Below are 18,443 nucleotides of genomic sequence, written 5' to 3' on the forward strand. Positions count from 1 at the left end.
TCAGGACTCACCGTCCAGGAAACCGGAGTGCTCACCTGCCGGCGGCTACCACCAAGGAGTCTGCCGGATGGCTTACTCCCAGAACTGATTAGGAAGCCGTCTATGACGAGCGACCGAACAACCCTGCCTCCCGTACGGGTGGACACGGAGCTGAAAGACCGTCTCCGCAGGTACGCCGAGTCGCAGGAGCGAGATGTGTCGTGGGTGATCAGGAAGGCGATCGAGGAGTACCTCAACCGTCACGAGAAGGGGTGATCCCTTGGCCAAGATCCTGATCGGCAAGTACGAAGCGACCATCTATCCCGAGGGAGAGGGCTACACGGGAGCCATCTCCCTCGGGTTCGGCCCGGACGGCAGACGCCAGCGCCTCAAGCGCAAGGCCAAGACCAAGACAGCGGTCAAGGACAAGCTGATCAAGGCGGTCAAAGACCTTGAGGCAGGCGTCAGCGCATCGGAGACCTACACCGTGCGCGATGCCGTCAACGACTGGCTCACCAAAGGTCTCAAGGGCCGATCCGAGAACACCGTAAGTAAGCTCCGCATCCTCGCTGAAACGCACGTCATCCCGAACCTAGGGAAGATCAAGCTCAAGCAGCTACGTGCCGACCACGTGGACGCGTGGCTGGACCAACTCGCCGAAGAACTAGCCACTACCACCTTGCGCGAGATCCACGGCGTATTGAAGCGAGCCATCCGGCAAGCCCAAGCCCGTGACATGGTGCTTAGGAACGTCGCCGAGCTGGTCACCACGCCCAAGGGCACGAACGGACGCCCCAGTAAGGCACTCACCCGACAGCAAGCAGAGGCCGTACTCAAGGCCGCCGAGTTCTCCGAACTCCACGCTTACGTGGTGCTGAGCCTCACGACGGGCATCCGTACCGAAGAAGCCCGCGCACTGCGGTGGGATCACGTCGTGGCCTGGATCCCGAGCCTCAAGCAGTGGCATCCAGTCACCGAGGCCGGCTTCAAGCACAAGAAGTTCGCCATCTACGTGTGGCGAGCCGACCGAGTAGGAGGAGACACCAAGACCCGCAAGTCACGCCGAACGCTGGAACTGCCCACCATGGCAGCTCAAGCACTCAAGCAGCACCACACCCGCCAAGCCGCCCAGAAGCTCAAGGCCGGCGAGGCATGGCAAGACCACAACCTGCTCTTCTGCACAAGCGTCGGAACCCCACTCGACGCATCGAACGTACGGCGGGCATTCCGCAGGATCACCAATCGAGCGGGACTCGGCACCACCTGGAGTCCCAGAGAACTCCGTCACTCGTTCGTCTCCATCATGAGTGACCAGGGCGTACCGATCGAGACCATCGCCGATCTCGTCGGACACGCGGGCACCAGCGTCACAGAAGCGGTCTACCGGCACCAGCTACGGCCAGTGATCACCAAGGGTGCCCAGACCATGAACACCATCTTCGGCGAGAAGCCCACGGGTTGAGAATCCGAGTGAGATGGCTCCCCGATTGGCTCCCATCGACTTCCAGACATGAGAAAAGGGCCCCTGGATTACTCCAAAGACCCTTCTCACCTGCATCTTCCTGGTGGAGATGAGGGGATTCGAACCCCTGACCCCTTCGATGCGAACGAAGTGCGCTACCGGACTGCGCTACATCCCCAAGGACTCGACCAGATTAGCAAACTCCCAAGGGTCCTCGCGCCATCCGCTCAGTCCCCCACCGCCCGTCTGGGTGGTTCGGCGTACTGGTCGAACAGGACGTCGGCGTGCAGCGCGGTCAGGTCGATCACCTCGGCCTCCACCTCGGCCGCCGCCCGGCGCCGCTCGCGGGCCCGTCGCAGCCGCTCAGAGCGCGCCTGGAGCGCCCGCTCGCGGCGTTCGCGATCGACCTGTACGGCGATCCGCAGAAAGGCCATGTACGACAGCATGACGACCACGGACGGCGCCACACCCCACCACGGGATCATCTCGACCCCGGCCGTGACCACCGAGGCGATGACGAGCAGCGCGGTGAAGAACAACAACCTCCGGCGGCGCGCTACGATGATCGCCCTACGCCGAAGCCGGAACTGCCGGACATCGACCTTCTCGCCCTCCGGCGCGTCCTCGTCGCCGAGGGTGGCGTCGAGGTTGTCCAGGTCGGGCAGGGCGTGCTCGCCGGTGTAGTGCTCTTCGAGTTCGGCCAGCTCCTGGAGGTTCGTCTTGTCCCGGCGCAACCACATCGGGATCAGGACGCACAGCCACATCACCACAATGGCGACATAGAGGAAGGCGCTGCTCACGACCACCTCCGGGCAGCACGAAAGCGCGTCTGTGCTCGTCGCGCCTTCATTGTGCTCACGTCACGCACCGTAAGACCGTGTGTCACTGATTGACGAGCATTCGGTGCGGTGTGTCGCGAGATCGTCAAACCTCTTCGATCGGAGAACCGCCGTGAGCGGCCGCCTCACGGGCGCGCCGCCACTGTACGAGCAGGCCGCCGGGGACGTCCTCGACGGTCAGCGCGTAGCAGATGTGGTCGCGCCAGGCCCCGTCGATGTGGAGTTGGCGACGCCGAATGCCTTCTTCCCTGAACCCGAGCTTCTCCACCACCCTACGGCTGGCCTGGTTCTCAGGACGGATGTTCGCCTCTAGCCGATGCAATCCGGTGGTGAAAAAGCAATGATCGACGGCCAGGGCCAGGGCGGTGGGGATGATGGCCCGCCCGGCCAGCGCGCCGTCCACCCAGTAACCCACCTGGGCGGAACGGGCAGATCCCCACACGATGGCCCCCACGGTGAGCTGCCCCGCGAAGCGGCCGCCGTAGGTGACCACCCAGGGCAGCGCCAGCCCCTGCCTGGCCTCGCGGCGCAGGGTGCCGACCATGGAGATGTACGGGCCGAGCCCCGTCCTGAACAGGGGGGTCTCGGGGTTGCTCGGTTCCCAGGGACGCAGCCAGTCGGCGTTGCGCAACCTGGTCTCGCGCCAGACGCGTACGTCGCTCAGCCGCAGCGGCCGCAGGCCTACCGGGCCTTCGTTCAGAATCGCCGGCCAGCCACGAAGTCGATCCACGCCTCTCATCATCCCCCCATCGGGCTCGATGTCGCCACGGATCATCGATCGGCAGACCGAAACCTGGTCAGCGGGGGTGGTCGCCGCCCTTCATCTGCTCGACGGCGTGCCGCAGGACGGGCGCGAGCACCGCCACCCCATCCCGGACGCCCCCGGACGAGCCGGGCAGATTCACGATCAACGTGTCACCCGCCTGACCGGCCAGCCCCCGGGACAGGACCGACGTGGGCACCTTGTCGCGATTCGCCAGGCGAATGGCCTCCGCTATACCGGGAATTTCCCTGGTGATCACGCGGGCGGTCATCTCCGGCGTCAGGTCGAGGGGCGTGAGCCCGGTGCCGCCGGTGGTGACGATCACGTCGTACCCCTGCGCGACGCCGTCCCGCAGCGCCGCCTCGACCGCCTCGCCGTCGGGGACGAGCACAGGCCCCGAGACCTCGCAGCCGGCGTCGGACGCCAGCAGCTCGGCCAGCAACGGCCCTGACTTGTCGGCATAAATCCCAGCGGACGCCCGGTTCGACACGGTCACCACGAGCGCCCTGATCACGTGGCTTCCCTGGTCCACAGACCGGTCTTGCCGCCCACCTTCTCCTCCACCCGGACATCGGTGATCACGGCGGCCGGATCGACCGCCTTGACCATGTCGATCAACGTCAGCGCGGCCACGGTGACGGCGGTCAGCGCCTCCATCTCCACCCCGGTGCGGTCGGCCGTCTTCACCCGGGCGGTGATCGCCACGCCCCGGTCCTCGACGTCGAGCACGACCTTGACGCCGTGCAACGCGATCGGATGGCAGAGCGGGACGAGGTCGGGTGTGCGTTTCGCCCCCATGATCCCGGCGATCCTGGCCACCCCCAGCGCGTCGCCCTTGGGCACCTCGCCCGACCGCAGCAGCGCCACGACCTCGGACGACAGCAGCACCCGCCCGGTCGCCGTCGCGGTACGGACGGAGACGTCCTTGGCCGAGACGTCGACCATGCGCGCCGCGCCCGTCTCGTCGATGTGCGTGAACTCGCTCAAATCCGGATCACCTCCACCTCGGACCCGCCGGGCACCTCGGTCACGTCCTCCGGCACCACGATCAGCGCGTTGGCCGAGGCCAGGGCCGCGAGCTGGTGGGAGCCCTGCCCGTGGACCGGCGCGACCGTGCCGTCGGAGGACAGCACGCCGCGCAGGTACGAGCGCCGGCCTGACGGCGAGCGCAGCGCCGCGGTGACGTAGGCGGTCACCGGAGCCGTGTCGGTGGGCAGGCCGCGCATCTTGTCGAGCGCGGGGCGGACGAACAGCATGAACGACACGAAGGAGGACACCGGGTTGCCCGGCAAGGCGAAGATCGGCACCCGGTCGTCGCCCAGGACGCCGAACCCCTGCGGCATGCCGGGCTGCATCGCGACCTTCTCGAACCGGACCGTGCCGAGCGGCGACAGCGCCTCCTTGACGGGCTCGTAGGCCCCCATGGAGACCCCGCCGCTGGTGATGATCGCGTCGGCGCGCACCAGATGGGTGTCGAGCTGGTCGAGCAGCACGGCGGGATCGTCGCCGACGGACCCCGCGCGGAACCCCTCGGCGCCCGCCTCGCGGACCGCGGCCGTCAGGGTGAAGCTGTTGGAGTCCCAGATCTGCCCGCGGTTCAGCGGCGCCCCCGGCTCGACCAGCTCGGCGCCGGTCGAGATGACGACGACGCGCGGCTGCGGACGCACCCACACGCGCCGCCGGCCCACACCGGCGATGATCCCGAGCTGGGCCGGCCCGATCACCGCGCCGGCCTTGAGCACCACCTCGCCCGCCTGGACGTCCTCACCCGCCCGGCGAATCGCGTTACCGACCGGGACATCCCGATTGATCCGGACGGAGACCGTGCCGCCGTCCGTCCACTCCACCGGCACGACGGAGTCCGCCCCGGCCGGCATCGGCGCCCCGGTCATGATACGGACGGCATGCCCGGGGCCCACCGCCCGCAGCTCGTCGGAGCCGGCGGCGACGTCGTCGATCACCGGCAGCGTGCCGGGGACGTCCTCGGCCCTGACCGCGTAGCCGTCCATCGCGGAGTTGTCGAACGGCGGCAGCGGCACCGGCGAGGAGACGTCCTCGGCCAGCGTGGTGCCTAGCGCCCGCTCCAGCTCCAGCTCCAGAGGCGCCAGCGGACGCACAGTGGCCAGGATCTCGGCCAGATGCGCGTCAACCGATCTCATCGAGGAACTCCCGCAGCCACGGCACGAACTCCGGCGCCAGATCCTCGCGATCGGCGGCGAACTTCACCACCGTGCGCAGATAGTCGAGCTTGTCGCCGGTGTCGTACCGCCGCCCGCGGAACAGCACGCCGTGCACCGGCCCGCCCTGCTCGGTGCCGCGGCCGGCCAGCGTGCGCAGCGCGTCGGTGAGCTGGATCTCGTTGCCGCGCCCCGGTGGGGTGTTCTCCAGGACCTCGAAAATGGCGGGATCGAGCACGTATCGCCCGATGACCGCCCACGTGGAGGGCGCCTCGTCCACCGGCGGCTTCTCCACCAGGTCGGTCACGCGCACGACGTCGTCCTCGACGGTGCCGGCGATGGTGGCCACGCCGTAGAGCGAGACCTGCTCCCTCGGCACCTCCATCAGCGCCACCACGCTGCCGCCGAACGTGTCACGCACCTCGATCATGCGCTTGAGCAGGTGGTCGCGGTAGTCGATCAGGTCGTCACCGAGCAGGCAGGCGAACGGGTGGTCGCCGACGTGCTGCTTGGCGCACAGCACCGCGTGCCCCAGCCCCTTCGGCTCGCCCTGCCGCACGTAGTGCAGCGTGGCGAGCGAGGCGGGCTCGCGGACCTGGGACAACCGTTGCTCGTCGCCCTTGGCCTCCAGGGCCTCTTCCAGCTCGAACGCGCGGTCGAAGTGATCTTCGATGGACCGCTTGTTCTTGCCGGTGACCATGAGGACGTCGAGGAGCCCGGCGGAGGCCGCCTCCTCGACGACATACTGGATCGCGGGCTTGTCGACGATGGGCAACATCTCTTTGGGTGTCGCCTTGGTCGCCGGGAGGAACCGGGTGCCCAGACCCGCGGCGGGCACGACGGCTTTCGTCACAGGGTCGAAGTCAGCCATGAGTAGACCCTAGTGGAGGTACCTGTGGACAAGCTGAACCTGCGTCGCCGACTGCTCGCGGCGCGTACCGCTCTGTCCCCCGAACAACTGCGGGCAAACGCCACCAAGGTCCGCGAGACGCTGCTCGAACAGCCGTGGGTCCAGATGGCCGGTCTGGTGGCCTGCTACTGGTCGGCGGGGTCGGAGCCGGAAACGCACGGTCTCGTGTTCGCTCTGTGGAAACACGGCGCGACGGTGATCCTTCCGGTGCTGAAAGAGGACAATGACCTGGATTGGGCGGTCTACGACGGGCCGGACACGCTCGCGCCTGGCCGCTTCGGCATCATGGAACCGGTCGACACGCGCCGGGGCGTCGACGCCGTCCGCACGGCCGCGCTGGTGATCGTGCCCGCCCTCGCGGTCGACCGCCGCACGGGGGTGCGGCTCGGACGCGGCGGCGGTTCGTACGACCGCGCGCTGGCCAGGGTGGGGCCCAACGTGCCCACGGTGGCCCTGCTGCACGACGGCGAGCTGATCGACGACGTGCCCGCCGAGCCGCACGACCACCGGGTCCGTTTTGCGATGACGCCGCGCGGACTCACTAGGCTTATGTGACCGAAGGGACGAGAGGGGGCTGGATGACGCTTGATGTCTGGCTCCTGATCGGCGCCGGAATTGTCATCGCGGCCATCGCGTCCGTACGCATCGCACATCGCAGCGGTCTGCCCAGTCTTCTCCTCTTCCTGGCGCTCGGCCTGGTCCTGGGGGCCTCGGGGTTCGGCGCCAAGCTGGAGAGCCCGCAGGCCGTCCAGCAGATCGGCCTGATCGCGCTGGCGGTGATCCTGGCCGAGGGCGGTCTGACCACGACCTGGTCGCACGTCCGCAAATCGGTGCCCCTCGCCCTGATCCTGGCCACCGTCGGCGTGACGGTGAGCATCGTGGTCGTGGCGCTGGCCGTCCAGGGGCTGCTCGGCATGGATCCGACCGCGGCGCTCGTCCTCGGCGCCGTGCTGGCCTCGACGGACGCGGCCGCCGTCTTCTCGGTGCTGCGCAGGTTGCCGCTCCCGACCCGGCTGGCGGGGGTTCTGGAGGCGGAGTCCGGATTCAACGACGCCCCCACGGTCATCGCCGTCGTGCTGCTCAGCGGGGCGTCCCGGCGGCCGGCGTCCGTGGGAACGTTCCTGCTGGAGACGGCGATCGAGCTGGTCATCGGCGCGGCCGTTGGCCTCGCGGTCGGACCGGCGGGCGCGTACGCGCTGCGCCGCGTCGCCCTCCCCGCCTCCGGCCTCTACCCGATCGCCGTGCTCGCCCTCACCTTCGTCTCGTACGGCGGCGCGGTGCTGCTGCACGGCTCCGGCTTCCTGGCCGTCTACCTCACGGCCCTCATCCTGGGCAATTCACGCCTGCCGCACCGCGCCGCGACCAGAGGGTTCGCCGAGGGTGCGGCGTGGCTGGCGCAGATCGGGCTGTTCGTCATGCTCGGCCTGCTGGCCAGCCCCAAGGAGCTGCCGTCGGCCATCGTGCCGGGCGTGATCGCCGGGTCCGTGCTCGTGATGGTGGCCCGCCCGCTGTCGGTGCTGGTCAGCTCGACCGTGGCGCGGGCGTTGCGGCTGGATCGGGTGAGCTGGCGCGACCAGGCGTTCCTGTCGTGGGCGGGGCTGCGCGGCGCGATCCCCATCGTGCTGGCCACCATCCCGTGGGCGTCCGGCGTGCAGGGCTCGAAGGAGATCTTCAACCAGGTCTTCGTGATCGTGATCGTGTTCACGCTGCTGCAGGGGCCCACACTGCCGTACGCGGCCCGGCTGCTCGGGGTGAGCGCCCCGGGCGAGGCGCACGACCTGGAGGTGGAGTCCGCGCCGCTGGAGGAGCTCAAGGCGGACCTGCTCCAGGTCAAGGTGCCCGTCGGGTCGCGGCTGCACGGCGTGGAGGTCTTCGAGCTGCGCCTGCCCGCCGGAGCGGCCGTCACGCTCGTGGTCCGCGACGGCAAATCGTTCGTGCCGGACAACAGCACCCGCGTCCGGGCCGACGACCAGCTCCTGGTGGTCACCACGGCCGCCTGCCGTGACCAGGTCGAACGCCGCCTGCGCGCGGTGAGCCGCAGCGGCAAGCTGGCCGGTTGGTACGGGGAGCGGGGGTTGGAATAGGTGTTTGGCCCAATCGGTTAGCATTAGCAGTCGCATCGCTCGAGTGCCAGAACGTATAAGGAGGAGCGCGTGCCGACCTACCAGTACGCCTGCAACGACTGCGGCGAGCAGCTCGAAGTCGTGCAGAAGTTCACCGACGATGCGCTGACGGTGTGCCCCAACTGTCAGGGCAACCTGCGGAAGGTGTTCTCCGCCGTCGGCATCGTGTTCAAGGGTTCGGGCTTCTACCGCACCGACAACCGCTCGTCCTCGACATCCTCCGCCTCTTCGACCACCCCGTCGAAGCCGGCCGAGAGCAAGTCGAGCGAGTCGTCGTCCGCGTCGTCCTCGTCGTCGTCCACCCCGGCGCCGGCGCCCGCCGCGGCTTCCAACTAGGCGCGTCACCCCGCCCGCACGGGCGGGGGCCTCATCGAGGCCGGTCGGCGTACGCGCCGAGCAGTTCCGGCGCGATGCGATCGACGAGCCGCGTCAGCTGTGGATCGGGCCCCCAGTCGGCCACGAGGCTGCTCAGCCCCTCGCGTGAGCAGCGCACGAGCCCCAGGGCCGCCCGGTCCCCCTTCGGCGTGAGCCGCAGCCGCTCGCCGTCCTCGGAACGCTCCACCAGCCCCTCGTCCACCAGCCGGTCGACGTGGGGCCGTCCGCGCGCCCTGCTCACCTTGGCGCACTCGGCCAGCTCGCCCGCGCCGACCCAGCCCTTGCCGTTGAGCCTGGCGAGCACCCACACCCCTTGCGGCGCGAGGCCGCCCAGCCCGGCCAGGGCCCCCAGCCTTTCGTAGTAGCCCCTGCGCAGGTCGGCGTCGGCCAGCCGCATGAGCCCCCGTTCGACCTCCTCCAGCGACGACCGCTCGGCCGACGTGGCGCCCAGCCCCTCTCCCAGGTCCGCCGCCTTGGTGGTCTCCCTGAGCCGCGTCTGCGGGATGAACCAGCTCAGCGCGAACGCGCCGAACATCACCGGCGCGGCCACCCGGAAGACGGTGGCGATGGCGTCGGCGTACACATGGAGGAACTGACCGGCCAGCGCGGGAGGCAGCCGCTGGATGACGGTCGGGTCGCGCTGGATCCTGGACGGGTCGAACCCCGCCGGCAACCGGGCCCTGGCCAGCACCTCACGCAGGTCGCCGTTGAGCGTGCCGGTGAAGACCGCCCCCAGCGTGGCGACCCCGAAGGACCCGCCGATCGACCGGAAGAACGTCGCCCCCGACGTGGCCACGCCGAGGTCCTTGAAGTCGACGGCGTTCTGCACGACGATCACCAGCACCTGCATGGTCATCCCCAGCCCGACGCCGAGCACCAGCAGATAGCCGCCCATCGTCAGCAGACTGCTGCGCTCGCTCAGCCCGGACAGCAGGAACAGCCCCACCGTCGCCACGGCCGTGCCCGCGATGGGCAGGAAGCGGTATCTGCCGGTCTTCGAGATCACCAGCCCGCTGACGATCGACATCGTGAGCATCCCGGCCATCATCGGCAGCAGGTACACGCCGGACAATGTGGGACTCACCCCATGCACGACCTGCAGGAACAGCGGCAGGTACGTGAGCGCCCCGAACATCGCGAACCCCACCACGAACCCCACCGCGGACGACATCGCGAACGCCCGCACCCGGAACAGCCCCAGCGGCAGCACCGGCTCGGCGGCCCGCCGCTCGACGGCCACCCACGCCGCGACCAGTGCCGCCGCCCCCAGCGCCAGCCCGGCGATGACCGGGCTTGCCCAGGGATAGGTGGTGCCGCCCCACGTCGTGATGAGCACCAGGCACGAGGTCGCGCCGCCGAGCAGCACCACCCCGGCGTAGTCGATGCGATGGCTGGTGCGCGTGTCGTCGCCGGGCAGGGCCGCCGCGATCACGCCCAGGGCGATCGCGCCCAGGGGCAGGTTGACGTAGAACACCCAGTGCCAGGACAGATGGTCGACGAACAGCCCGCCGAGCAGCGGCCCCACGATGCTGCTGACGGCGAAGACGGCGCCGAAGAAGCCCTGGTAGCGCCCTCGTTCGCGGGCCGAGACCACGTCGCCCACGATCGCCTGCGCGAGCACCATGAGCCCGCCGCCGCCCAGCCCCTGGATCGACCGGAACCCGATCAGCTCCCCCATGTTCCGGCTCAGCCCGCACAGGGCCGATCCGAGGAGGAAGATGATGATCGCGGCGATGAAGAGCTTTTTGCGGCCGTACTGGTCGCCCAGTTTGCCCCACAACGGCGTGGAGACGGTCGAGGCGAGCATGTAGCCCGTCACCACCCAGGAGAGCTGCTCCAGCCCGCCCAGGTCGCTCACGATCGTCGGCAGGGCCGTGGAGACTATGGTCTGGTCGAGAGAGGCCAGCAGCATGCCGAGCATCAGCGCGAGGATGATGAGGCCCAGCCCTTTTTGCCGCATGCGGCGATCCTACTCTTCGTACTGGTGTGCGTACGCTCCGCGTTCAGGCGGTGTGATTACGCGGATGCGGTTGTCCACAGAACGGCGTTCGGCGTTCTCGCGGCCCTCGGCCGTCCGGCTACTCTCGGCGCCATGGTCACTCGCGCAGACATCGGCGTCCTCGGCGGCTCGGGCTTCTACTCCCTGCTCGACGACGCGGAGGAGATCGAGCTCTCCACCCCCTACGGGCCGCCCAGCGACGTCGTCACCGTCGGCCGCATCGGCTCGCGTTCGGTCGCGTTCATCCCCCGGCACGGCCGGGATCACCGCTTCCCTCCCCACCGCATCCCCTACCGCGCCAACCTGTGGGCGCTGCGCTCGCTCGGCGTGACCCAGGTGCTCGCCCCCAGCGCCGTCGGTTCGCTCAAGGCCGAGTACGGCCCCGGCGCCATCGTCGTGCCCGACCAGATCGTCGACCGCACCTCGGGCCGGCCGCAGACGTACTACGACGTCTCGGGGGCCGTCCACGTCTCCTTCGCCGACCCCTACTGCCCGTCCGGCAGAGCCGCGGCCGTGGCCACGGCCCGCTCCACCGGCTGGGGCGACGTCGTCGACGGCGGCACGCTGGTGGTCATCGAGGGCCCCCGCTTCTCCAGCCGGGCCGAGTCCCAGTGGTTCGCCGCCAACGGGTGGTCGATCGTGGGCATGACCGGCTATCCCGAGTCGGTGCTGGCCCGCGAGCTTGCCCTGTGCTACACCTCGCTCTCCCTGGTGACCGACCACGACGCCGGGGTTGAGGCAGGTCAGGGCGTGACCCACGACGAGGTGCTGGAGTTCTTCGCCCGCAACGTCACCCGCATGCGCACGCTGATCGCCGAGACCGTCCAGGCCCTGCCCACCGACCGCACGTGCTTCTGCGGCTCGGCCCTCGACGGCATCAAGCTGCCCTTCGAGCTGCCGTGAGCAGGCAGCCGGCCTGGCTGCGGGCGTGGGCCCGGCGACGTCGTCTGATCGCGGCGGTCCTGGCCGCGGTGGGCGTCCTGTCGGCCTATGTCGCCCTCCGTCCCGCCGCGGGCCCCGAGGTCCTCGTCGCCGCCCGCGACCTCACCCCCGGCCCTCTACGTCCCGGTGACCTCCGTCCGGCGCCGCTCGCCCATCCGCCCGACGGGGCCGTCCGGTCGTACGCGGCGGGCCGCTACCTCGCCGGGCCCATGCGCCGGGGCGAGCCGCTGACCGACGCCCGCCTGCTCCATCCCGTGCCGCTGCCGCCGGGCACGGTGGCCGCCCCCGTGCGCATCGCCGACCCCGACGCCGTCGCCCTCATCTCCCCCGGCTCGACCGTCGGCGTCCTGGCCGCCGGGGAGGGCGGTCAGCTGGCCCAGCTCATCGCCGACGACGTCCGCGTGATCACCATCCCGCGTCCCGCCGACGACTCCCGTACCGGCGGCGCGCTGGTGGTGCTGGCGGCGACCCCGTACCAGGCGGCCCAGCTGGCGGGCGCCCAGGCATCGGGCCGCCTCTCCATCACCTTCAAGAGTTAACCCAGAGTAATCGTTCGACTACGATTCTTGGCCATGAACGGATTCAAGAAGTTCCTCATGCAGGGCAACGTCCTCGACCTGGCCGTCGCGGTGGTCATCGGGGCGGCCTTCAACTCGATCGTGCAGTCGTTCGTCGCCGACCTGCTGACCCCACTCATCTCGGCCTTCGGCGGCCTGCCCGACTTCTCCTCGCTGAAGGTCACCGTCGGCGCGTCCCACTTCATGTACGGCAAGTTCGTCAACGCGGTGATCTCGTTCCTGATGATCGCGGCGGTGATCTACTTCCTGGTCGTCAAGCCGTACACGCATTTCAAGGAGCGCGCGGCGGCCCAGGTCGAGGCCAAGACCCGCGACTGCCCCGAGTGCCTGTCGGAGATCCCGAAGGCCGCCTCCCGCTGCGCCTTCTGCAGCGCCGAGGTCGTGCCCGCCTAGAGCTGCGAGTCGATCTTCGGGTCGTACTCCCAGTGCCACGGCTCGAACGGGCTGCTGTAGGCCCAGGCGGGATGGAACCACCCGTACCTCTTGGAGTTCTTCTCCATCCACACGAACTCCGTGGACCGGAACCGCTCCACGCCGCCGCACAGGTCCACAGCCAGCCCGAGACCGTGGTTGCTCCGCCCCGGCACGGCCGCGAACCCCGGCCGCCGGTAGTAGACGGACTGCTGCTCGGCCAGGCTCCGGTAGGCGTCCGTCACGCAGATCGCCTTGCCGAACCGCCTCCGGTAGGCCTCGTTCAGGCTGACGAAGGCGATGGTGGCGTCCGCCCGCAGACTGAACCCCTTCTGCTGCAACGGACAGAGCATGCTCTTGGGGATGAGCCCGTTGGGGTAGTTGTTGGCCGTGGCGGCCTGGAGGGGGTTGCAGCCCAGCGCCGCCCGCCCGACCTTGTCGATCTTGATGCCCAGCTTCACCAGCGCCGCGGTGAGCGACTTGACGATCTTGTCCGAACGCTGCCTGAGCGTGTCGATCTCGGCCGCCATCTGCGCCTCGGCCAGCAGGTTGCCCGCCCTCAGCTCCTGAGCCTCGGCGGCCAGCCGCTCGGCCTCCTTGTACAGGGTGCTGGTCTGCTCCACGGCCTGCTGCCGCACCCGGACCATCTCCGTCGAGTCCGAGAGCGCCCGCAGGGTGCCGACGCCGGCGTCCCCCGACAGGAACGGCACCACGCCGTCCGCCCCGACGGGCTGCTCGTAGAGCAGCTCCGCAAGCTGCGAGACCGGCTGCCGGATCACCGCGAGCCTGCGCTCCAGATCCTGCAGCCCGTTCAGCTTGGTCTTGAGCTCCTTCTCGGACGCCGCGATCGTGGCACGCCGCTTCTCCAGCGCCTTGGTGGCGTCCTCAAGCTCCTTGGCCGACTTCTCGGCCTCCTTGCGCAGCTCCGCCAGATTGCTCGGATCCCGCCGCTCCACCTGGGTCCGCGCCTGCGCCTGAACCGCTGATGGCACGAAGAGAGAAGCCATCGCCATGACGACCGCGATCAGACCCGCTGATCGAGGGGATGGCACGTTCGACTCCTCCGTTTGCACACTCGTTACCCGGGTCAGGCACGCACGTTACTACAGCCCCCCGAGTGTCCGGACCGAACTCCGAAGAGCTGCTATGAGACAAAAAGCGCACTATGTACGGCTCCCCCTCCCCACCAGCGGCATCGCATCCCTACCTCCATCTCGCCACCGAACAGTGCGCTTTCGTGGACCTCTCTGTCGGTGTTCAGGCGGCCTTTGAGGCGCTGTCACTGCGCGGCCCGGAGATGGCTGAGAGACTGCGCACACTGGCCAGCCGGGCCAACCGCAGCCCTGCCTGTCATGCACGTTGCGCCCTTTACACCGTCACCCCGCATTCACCCTGACCTGCAGCCGCGCCGGCCTGGCACATCCCTACGCACGACTCCGCCTGAGCTTCCTTGCGGCGGCTCGTCTCCGATGTCCGCTACAGCACCCGTTTCCACCTCTCCGAGGCCTTCGGCGTCCCCCTTGTCGCGAGGACCCGCCTTTGCGGAACCTTCCATCGCCTGATCTCCGGCGGCTCGGCCTCCTCCAGGAACGGTGCTCCCCACTCCCTTGCGTCCAGCTCCTCCCGAGATCACCGCCGACAGCGTCCCCAGACCTCCTGAGCCTGTCGCCGTCTGTTGGGCCCGACGGGAGGTCATGCCAAGTGCTGCGCCACTCGACCTACAGTCCTCCACACGCCGCTCAACGTCGCCGAGCCCCGAGCCAGTCCCGACCTCACCCCAGCCCTTGGCTTCAGCACCTTCACTCCAGCCGCGCAGTCGCACGCAGGTCCGCCGGAAAGAGTGACCAGGCCATCCGCAACGGCCTCCAGCGGGCCCACCGAAGCCGACGTCCCCTGCCCCACCAGCACAGTGCCCCCCGATCGGGAAACCCCACCCGCAATCAAGACGAACCCCCACGCCACTTCCGCCGCCATACCGCCCCGAGCCCCAGCCCCTCGGGGATAACGGTCACCGCCCTAGCTGGCCGCAGGCGGCCTGGGCGCCGCCGCACCCCATGACCACCCCCTCCTCAGCCAACGTCCCTCGCCAACTTCACAAGCCCGACAACCAGCCATAGCGGGCATAGCGGGCATTCTGTGCCGCCTCCTGCTCCCGCTCCCGGCACATGTCCCACAGCCAGGTGTCCTCCCACTCCCCCGCACACCCAGGCGAGGACCGCGGAGCCTCAGACGCGTACGACTCCTCCTCATCCACAGGATCCGGCTCCGGCGCAGGGGCAGGCACCGAGGACCGCACCTCCAACGCCTCAGACACCTCGGAAACCTTCCGCACAGGCGCCGGAATCACCCCTTCGTACCGCCGATCAGGATGCGCAGGCGCGGGCATCCACACGGGCTCGAACGCCAACCGCACCGCCCTCCGCTCCTCCATCCCCACCGGGGCACCAACTCCCTCGAACCCCCGCATCTCCCCCGCCAACAGCCCGCCGGCAAGAATCGCCGGCGCCAGCAACGCCCCGAACAACACGACGGGCCGCCTACGAGCTTGCGTGGATCGCCTCCTGGTCACAGGCAGAAGCTAGCCCCGCACGAAGCACCGGAATCCCACCGCTTGCCATGCCTTTACCGCAGCTCAGAGCACCCATAACCAACCTCACCAAACTGACCCCGGCCCGGCGGCCCACGCACTGCCCAACTTTCGCTAGGCTTACGAGAGTCCGCCTCCGTAGCTCAGGGGATAGAGCACCGCTCTCCTAAAGCGGGTGCCGCAGGTTCGAATCCTGCCGGGGGCACTCATCTCCACCAGGCGTTCCGCCTTCTGACCTGCGGTTTCTCAGCCGCAGGTCTTTTGCTTTCTTGACCCCTGATAGGTCGCCGAGGGCACCCGTATGCAGCCGTAAGACCTTGATCACGGGAGATTTGCGGGATGATCTTGAGGGCGTAGCCCCAGCTCAGCAACGAATTCCGCCCTCTGACGTCTGCTGGCCGCACAGCAGGTGACGTACGAGGTGCTCATCGTGGGGCGGATTACGAGCAGGTCGTCAGCGGCATCGCCGTGGCGCTGCTCGGCAAGCTGACAGGCAGGTCAGTCGGCCTACACCCCGGCTCGCAATCCTTCACCCAGACGAGCACCGCTACCCCGACTGAAGCAGCAGCAGATCAAGGATCACATCAACTACTCCAGAACTTCAGCTACAGCGATCAGCACGCCCGGACGTCAAGCATCGCTCGCAGGGCCACCCGCCCACCACCGGGAAACCGTAGCCCACGGCCGGCCGCGAACAGATGCCGCAACGAGCGCGGTGTTGGCACCACCAATCCTCACACCGTGAATCCGTTTCTTCTATCGCAGGAGGCATCAGCTCCCTCCAGCGCTCGATCATCCATCTTGGGCATTTTTGTCTGTTTTGACAGGATAGATACGACACGTTATCAATGCCTATCTAAAGTCGGGAGAGGGCCATTGCGAAGGAGCAGCTCCCGTGGCATCACGATGTCTGTATCAGGCGACCGCTAGTGAACTCGACGCACTTATCTCGACAGACAGGCTTCTCCCGGAGCTCAAGCGCGGCTACGACGATCTGATCGGCGGCGTGCTGAACCCACAGGAGGCTGAATCGTGGCGCAACAGTATTCCCACCGTCATTGATCTCCTGTTGGAAGAGGGCCTTGGGGACATCCAGGTTCTGATCGAGCTGAAGACTCCGATCAGCGACGTGCGGATGGACATGGTCCTGATCGGTTCCCACCCGCAAGACGGCCGGATGTCGCTGGTCATCGTGGAGAACAAGCAGTGGCAGTGGGCCCGTCCCGGGCCGAGCCCGGAGCTGGTCTACTTGTCCAACTCAACGAACCCAAGGCCGTACACGCACCCCATCAGGCAGGTGTGGGACTACCATCAAGTCCTCACCGATTACATCCCTCTGGCACGAAACTCCGCGAAGGTTCATTGCCTGGTCAACATGCACAATGCTGTCAGCGAGAACTTGGCGACTATCCGTCCTGCCCGTGTCGGTCTCGAATACGACTCCTCTTTGATTCGGATGTTCTGCTCCGATCATCGCGACTACTTCAAGCGGGCACTTCGTGACCTGCTCTCACCTCACAAGGCGTTCCACTACGCGCAGGAGTTTTTGGAAGCTCCGGTACTGCCGACCGAGAGCCTGATGACAGTGGTGAGCGAGAGCGTGTGCCGACGGTCGGTCTTCCCTCTGCTCGATGAGCAGAGGGAAGCTTACGAGTATGTCAAAGCAGCCGTGAACGCCAGCAAGCAAGGAGCTCCTAAAGAAGTCGTCCTGATCGTGGGTGGGCCGGGCACAGGGAAGAGCGTCATCGCCGTGGAGTTGCTGGGCTCCTTGAATCGGCAGGGCATTCGTGCCGTTCACGCCACCGGCAGCAAGTCGTTTACTCTTACGTTGCGTGACAACGTCGAGAAGGTGGACCGACGTGCCGCCCGCAGCTTCTCCTATTTCAACAGCTACACTCACGCCACTGCGCACAATGTTGATGTCCTGATCTGTGATGAAGCCCACCGGATACGTGAGACGTCGGACCGTCGCCGCACCACATGGGACGGCGAGCACAATCGCCGTCAGGGCAAACCTCAAGTACAAGAGCTGATCGAGGCCGCTGCGGTTCCAGTGTTCCTCCTAGATGAACACCAACTCGTCCGCCCGGGCGAGGTGGGTTCCGTTCAGCTGATCCGCGATGCCGCAGCCCGCCTGGGAATCAAGGTTCAGCAGATTGATCTGCAGCACCAGTTTCGATGCGGCGGTTGTCCCGAGTACGTCACATGGGTGGAGCAACTGCTGGGCCTGGGATGGGAAGGCGGCCCGCAACCGTGGCAGCATCTGGAGTCCTTCGAGCTGTACGTGGCCCGTACTCCTGAGGCAATGGAGGAGTTTCTGCGGGCCAAGCAGGCAGAGGGCCGCAGCGCTCGGATCGCCGCCGGCTTCTGCTGGCCATGGAGTGACCCTCGCCCTGACGGGTCTCTTATCAAGGATGTCCGAATCGGCGATTGGCACCGGCCCTGGAACTCTCGGGCTGAGCGTGAGAGGAACGGCATCCCTCCATCCAGCCTCTGGGCCACGCACCCGGCCGGATTCGGCCAGATCGGATGTATCTACACGGCACAGGGATTCGAGTACGACTATGCCGGCGTCATCTTCGGCAACGACCTGGTCTGGAGAGGACAGAACTGGCAAGCCAACCGCCGAGCTAATCAGGACAGAGAAGTGCAGGGCGCTCCCCGATTCGGCGACCTGGTGCGTAACACCTACCGAGTCCTAGCAACCAGAGGCATGTCGGGTGCGGTCCTGTACTCGACTGATCCGTTTACCAACCGCTTATTCTCAGAGCTTGGCGTACCCGTACTGTGATCCACATCCATGGCGTACCAGCGCGTCCTAGCCAGCCACTTGCTTTCAAACTTTGATCCTCCACCGACTGACGGTTCCGGTCTGCCGACGCATCCGGTCCATTGATCCAAGGGCCCCTAACCACTACAAGCGAACTGCACCGCGATGGCTTCACCAGAGAGCAACCGACTGCCTGCCTGGCAGGGGTCTTTACCCCTGCCATCACCCTGAACAGCGCGGTTCGCCTGAGACCTTCACCGGCCTCTCTAGTCACGGACACCTCGCGTCCCGAGAGCTTCGACTGTGTGGGCGAGAGATGGGTGCCGTCTCCTGGCATGTTGAGGTGAAGGGGACGATCGGCGACCCGCAGGAGATAGTCCTTACGCTGAACGAAGTTCAGCGTAAGGACTACTCATTTTCGTGCTCAGCAGCATCACTGAACGTTTTTCATCCTCGCGCCGCCTGCGCGACTCGGTGATTTTGCAGGACGGCGATGGCCTTGCACAGGTGGCCGGCCTTGGACGGGCT

The 18,443-nt window shown here is 67.6% G+C and carries 17 protein-coding genes and 2 tRNA genes; 10 read left to right on the plus strand and 9 right to left on the minus strand.

Features of this window, described 5'->3' with window-relative positions; translation table 11 throughout:
* Positions 1 to 102 precede the first annotated feature (102 nt).
* On the plus strand, positions 103 to 255 hold the full coding sequence (locus ABT158_RS50015; RefSeq protein ID WP_347624618.1) for a CopG family ribbon-helix-helix protein: 153 nt from the start codon (positions 103 to 105) through the stop codon (positions 253 to 255).
* Positions 256 to 259: 4 nt separating this feature from the next.
* Positions 260 to 1,441 (plus strand): site-specific integrase, encoded by a 1,182-nt coding sequence (locus ABT158_RS50020; RefSeq protein WP_352366370.1) that lies wholly within the window; start codon positions 260 to 262, stop codon positions 1,439 to 1,441.
* A 101-nt stretch (positions 1,442 to 1,542) separates the two neighbouring features.
* Here the strand turns inward: ABT158_RS50020 and ABT158_RS50025 are convergent.
* From ABT158_RS50025 to galU, 7 genes are all read right to left on the minus strand, one after another.
* Positions 1,543 to 1,619: transfer RNA gene (locus ABT158_RS50025), tRNA-Ala, on the minus strand.
* A 49-nt stretch (positions 1,620 to 1,668) separates the two neighbouring features.
* Entirely contained in the window at positions 1,669 to 2,241 is a 573-nt protein-coding gene (gene sepX, locus ABT158_RS50030) for a divisome protein SepX/GlpR (protein WP_352366372.1), read from the minus strand.
* Positions 2,242 to 2,365: 124 nt separating this feature from the next.
* Complete coding sequence (locus ABT158_RS50035) at positions 2,366 to 3,019, minus strand: GNAT family N-acetyltransferase (protein ID WP_352366396.1); 654 nt, start codon at positions 3,017 to 3,019, stop codon at positions 2,366 to 2,368.
* Between the two features lie 58 nt (positions 3,020 to 3,077).
* Positions 3,078 to 3,557 (minus strand): MogA/MoaB family molybdenum cofactor biosynthesis protein, encoded by a 480-nt coding sequence (locus ABT158_RS50040; protein WP_352366374.1) that lies wholly within the window; start codon positions 3,555 to 3,557, stop codon positions 3,078 to 3,080.
* Positions 3,554 to 3,988, minus strand: a complete 435-nt coding sequence (gene moaC, locus ABT158_RS50045) for a cyclic pyranopterin monophosphate synthase MoaC (protein ID WP_502911644.1) — start codon at positions 3,986 to 3,988, stop codon at positions 3,554 to 3,556. The genes ABT158_RS50040 and moaC overlap by 4 nt, the downstream gene beginning before the upstream one ends.
* Positions 3,989 to 4,026: 38 nt before the next feature.
* A complete protein-coding gene (gene glp / locus ABT158_RS50050; protein WP_352366377.1) occupies positions 4,027 to 5,202 on the minus strand; it encodes a molybdotransferase-like divisome protein Glp in 1,176 nt (391 codons plus the stop codon).
* A complete protein-coding gene (galU, locus tag ABT158_RS50055; RefSeq protein ID WP_352366379.1) occupies positions 5,189 to 6,091 on the minus strand; it encodes a UTP--glucose-1-phosphate uridylyltransferase GalU in 903 nt (300 codons plus the stop codon). The genes glp and galU overlap by 14 nt, the downstream gene beginning before the upstream one ends.
* A gap of 24 nt (positions 6,092 to 6,115) precedes the next feature.
* Here galU and ABT158_RS50060 point away from each other — a divergent pair, with 24 nt between their 5' ends.
* The 3 genes from ABT158_RS50060 to ABT158_RS50070 all read left to right on the plus strand — a co-directional run bounded on the left by ABT158_RS50060 (position 6,116) and on the right by ABT158_RS50070 (position 8,589).
* Positions 6,116 to 6,685, plus strand: a complete 570-nt coding sequence (locus ABT158_RS50060; RefSeq protein WP_352366381.1) for a 5-formyltetrahydrofolate cyclo-ligase — start codon at positions 6,116 to 6,118, stop codon at positions 6,683 to 6,685.
* A gap of 23 nt (positions 6,686 to 6,708) precedes the next feature.
* The gene (locus ABT158_RS50065) at positions 6,709 to 8,214 is read left to right on the plus strand and encodes a potassium/proton antiporter (RefSeq protein ID WP_352366383.1); all 1,506 of its coding nucleotides are present in this window, start codon (positions 6,709 to 6,711) and stop codon (positions 8,212 to 8,214) included.
* 69 nt (positions 8,215 to 8,283) lie between these two features.
* On the plus strand, positions 8,284 to 8,589 hold the full coding sequence (locus tag ABT158_RS50070; RefSeq protein WP_352366385.1) for an FmdB family zinc ribbon protein: 306 nt from the start codon (positions 8,284 to 8,286) through the stop codon (positions 8,587 to 8,589).
* A gap of 31 nt (positions 8,590 to 8,620) precedes the next feature.
* On the opposite strand, the gene ABT158_RS50075 is transcribed toward ABT158_RS50070, so the two are convergent.
* A complete protein-coding gene (locus ABT158_RS50075; protein WP_352366387.1) occupies positions 8,621 to 10,588 on the minus strand; it encodes an MFS transporter in 1,968 nt (655 codons plus the stop codon).
* Between the two features lie 132 nt (positions 10,589 to 10,720).
* Between ABT158_RS50075 and ABT158_RS50080 the strand changes: the two genes are divergently transcribed.
* From ABT158_RS50080 to mscL, 3 genes are read left to right on the plus strand one after another with little or no spacing between them, the layout of a single operon-like run.
* A complete protein-coding gene (locus tag ABT158_RS50080) occupies positions 10,721 to 11,530 on the plus strand; it encodes an S-methyl-5'-thioadenosine phosphorylase (protein WP_352366389.1) in 810 nt (269 codons plus the stop codon).
* The gene (locus ABT158_RS50085) at positions 11,527 to 12,108 is read left to right on the plus strand and encodes an RcpC/CpaB family pilus assembly protein (RefSeq protein WP_352366391.1); all 582 of its coding nucleotides are present in this window, start codon (positions 11,527 to 11,529) and stop codon (positions 12,106 to 12,108) included. The genes ABT158_RS50080 and ABT158_RS50085 overlap by 4 nt, the downstream gene beginning before the upstream one ends.
* Before the next feature lie 33 nt (positions 12,109 to 12,141).
* Positions 12,142 to 12,540: a large conductance mechanosensitive channel protein MscL gene (mscL, locus tag ABT158_RS50090; protein ID WP_352326225.1), complete on the plus strand. Its 399-nt coding sequence runs from the start codon at positions 12,142 to 12,144 to the stop codon at positions 12,538 to 12,540.
* Here mscL and ABT158_RS50095 read toward each other — a convergent pair.
* A complete protein-coding gene (locus ABT158_RS50095) occupies positions 12,537 to 13,550 on the minus strand; it encodes a D-alanyl-D-alanine carboxypeptidase family protein (RefSeq protein WP_352366392.1) in 1,014 nt (337 codons plus the stop codon). The genes mscL and ABT158_RS50095 overlap by 4 nt on opposite strands.
* A 1,727-nt stretch (positions 13,551 to 15,277) precedes the next feature.
* On the opposite strand from ABT158_RS50095, the gene ABT158_RS50100 reads away from it, so the two are divergent.
* A tRNA-Arg gene (locus tag ABT158_RS50100) sits at positions 15,278 to 15,350 on the plus strand.
* Between the two features lie 690 nt (positions 15,351 to 16,040).
* Complete coding sequence (locus tag ABT158_RS50105) at positions 16,041 to 17,936, plus strand: DUF2075 domain-containing protein (protein ID WP_352366394.1); 1,896 nt, start codon at positions 16,041 to 16,043, stop codon at positions 17,934 to 17,936.
* Positions 17,937 to 18,443 lie beyond the last annotated feature (507 nt).

It is taken from the genome of Nonomuraea sp. NPDC001636 (genome assembly GCF_040298265.1).
Lineage (GTDB): Bacteria > Actinomycetota > Actinomycetes > Streptosporangiales > Streptosporangiaceae > Nonomuraea.

Bases quoted from the DNA above. Each gene is read 5' to 3' on its own strand.
- glp (WP_352366377.1), bottom strand. From the start codon at position 5,202: ATGAGATCGGTTGACGCGCATCTGGCCGAGATCCTGGCCACTGTGCGT.
- ABT158_RS50080 (WP_352366389.1), top strand. From the start codon at position 10,721: ATGGTCACTCGCGCAGACATCGGCGTCCTCGGCGGCTCGGGCTTCTAC.
- ABT158_RS50035 (WP_352366396.1), bottom strand. From the start codon at position 3,019: ATGAGAGGCGTGGATCGACTTCGTGGCTGGCCGGCGATTCTGAACGAA.
- mscL (WP_352326225.1), top strand. From the start codon at position 12,142: ATGAACGGATTCAAGAAGTTCCTCATGCAGGGCAACGTCCTCGACCTG.
- ABT158_RS50015 (WP_347624618.1), top strand. From the start codon at position 103: ATGACGAGCGACCGAACAACCCTGCCTCCCGTACGGGTGGACACGGAG.
- ABT158_RS50075 (WP_352366387.1), bottom strand. From the start codon at position 10,588: ATGCGGCAAAAAGGGCTGGGCCTCATCATCCTCGCGCTGATGCTCGGC.
- moaC (WP_502911644.1), bottom strand. From the start codon at position 3,988: ATGGTCGACGTCTCGGCCAAGGACGTCTCCGTCCGTACCGCGACGGCG.
- ABT158_RS50065 (WP_352366383.1), top strand. From the start codon at position 6,709: ATGACGCTTGATGTCTGGCTCCTGATCGGCGCCGGAATTGTCATCGCG.
- galU (WP_352366379.1), bottom strand. From the start codon at position 6,091: ATGGCTGACTTCGACCCTGTGACGAAAGCCGTCGTGCCCGCCGCGGGT.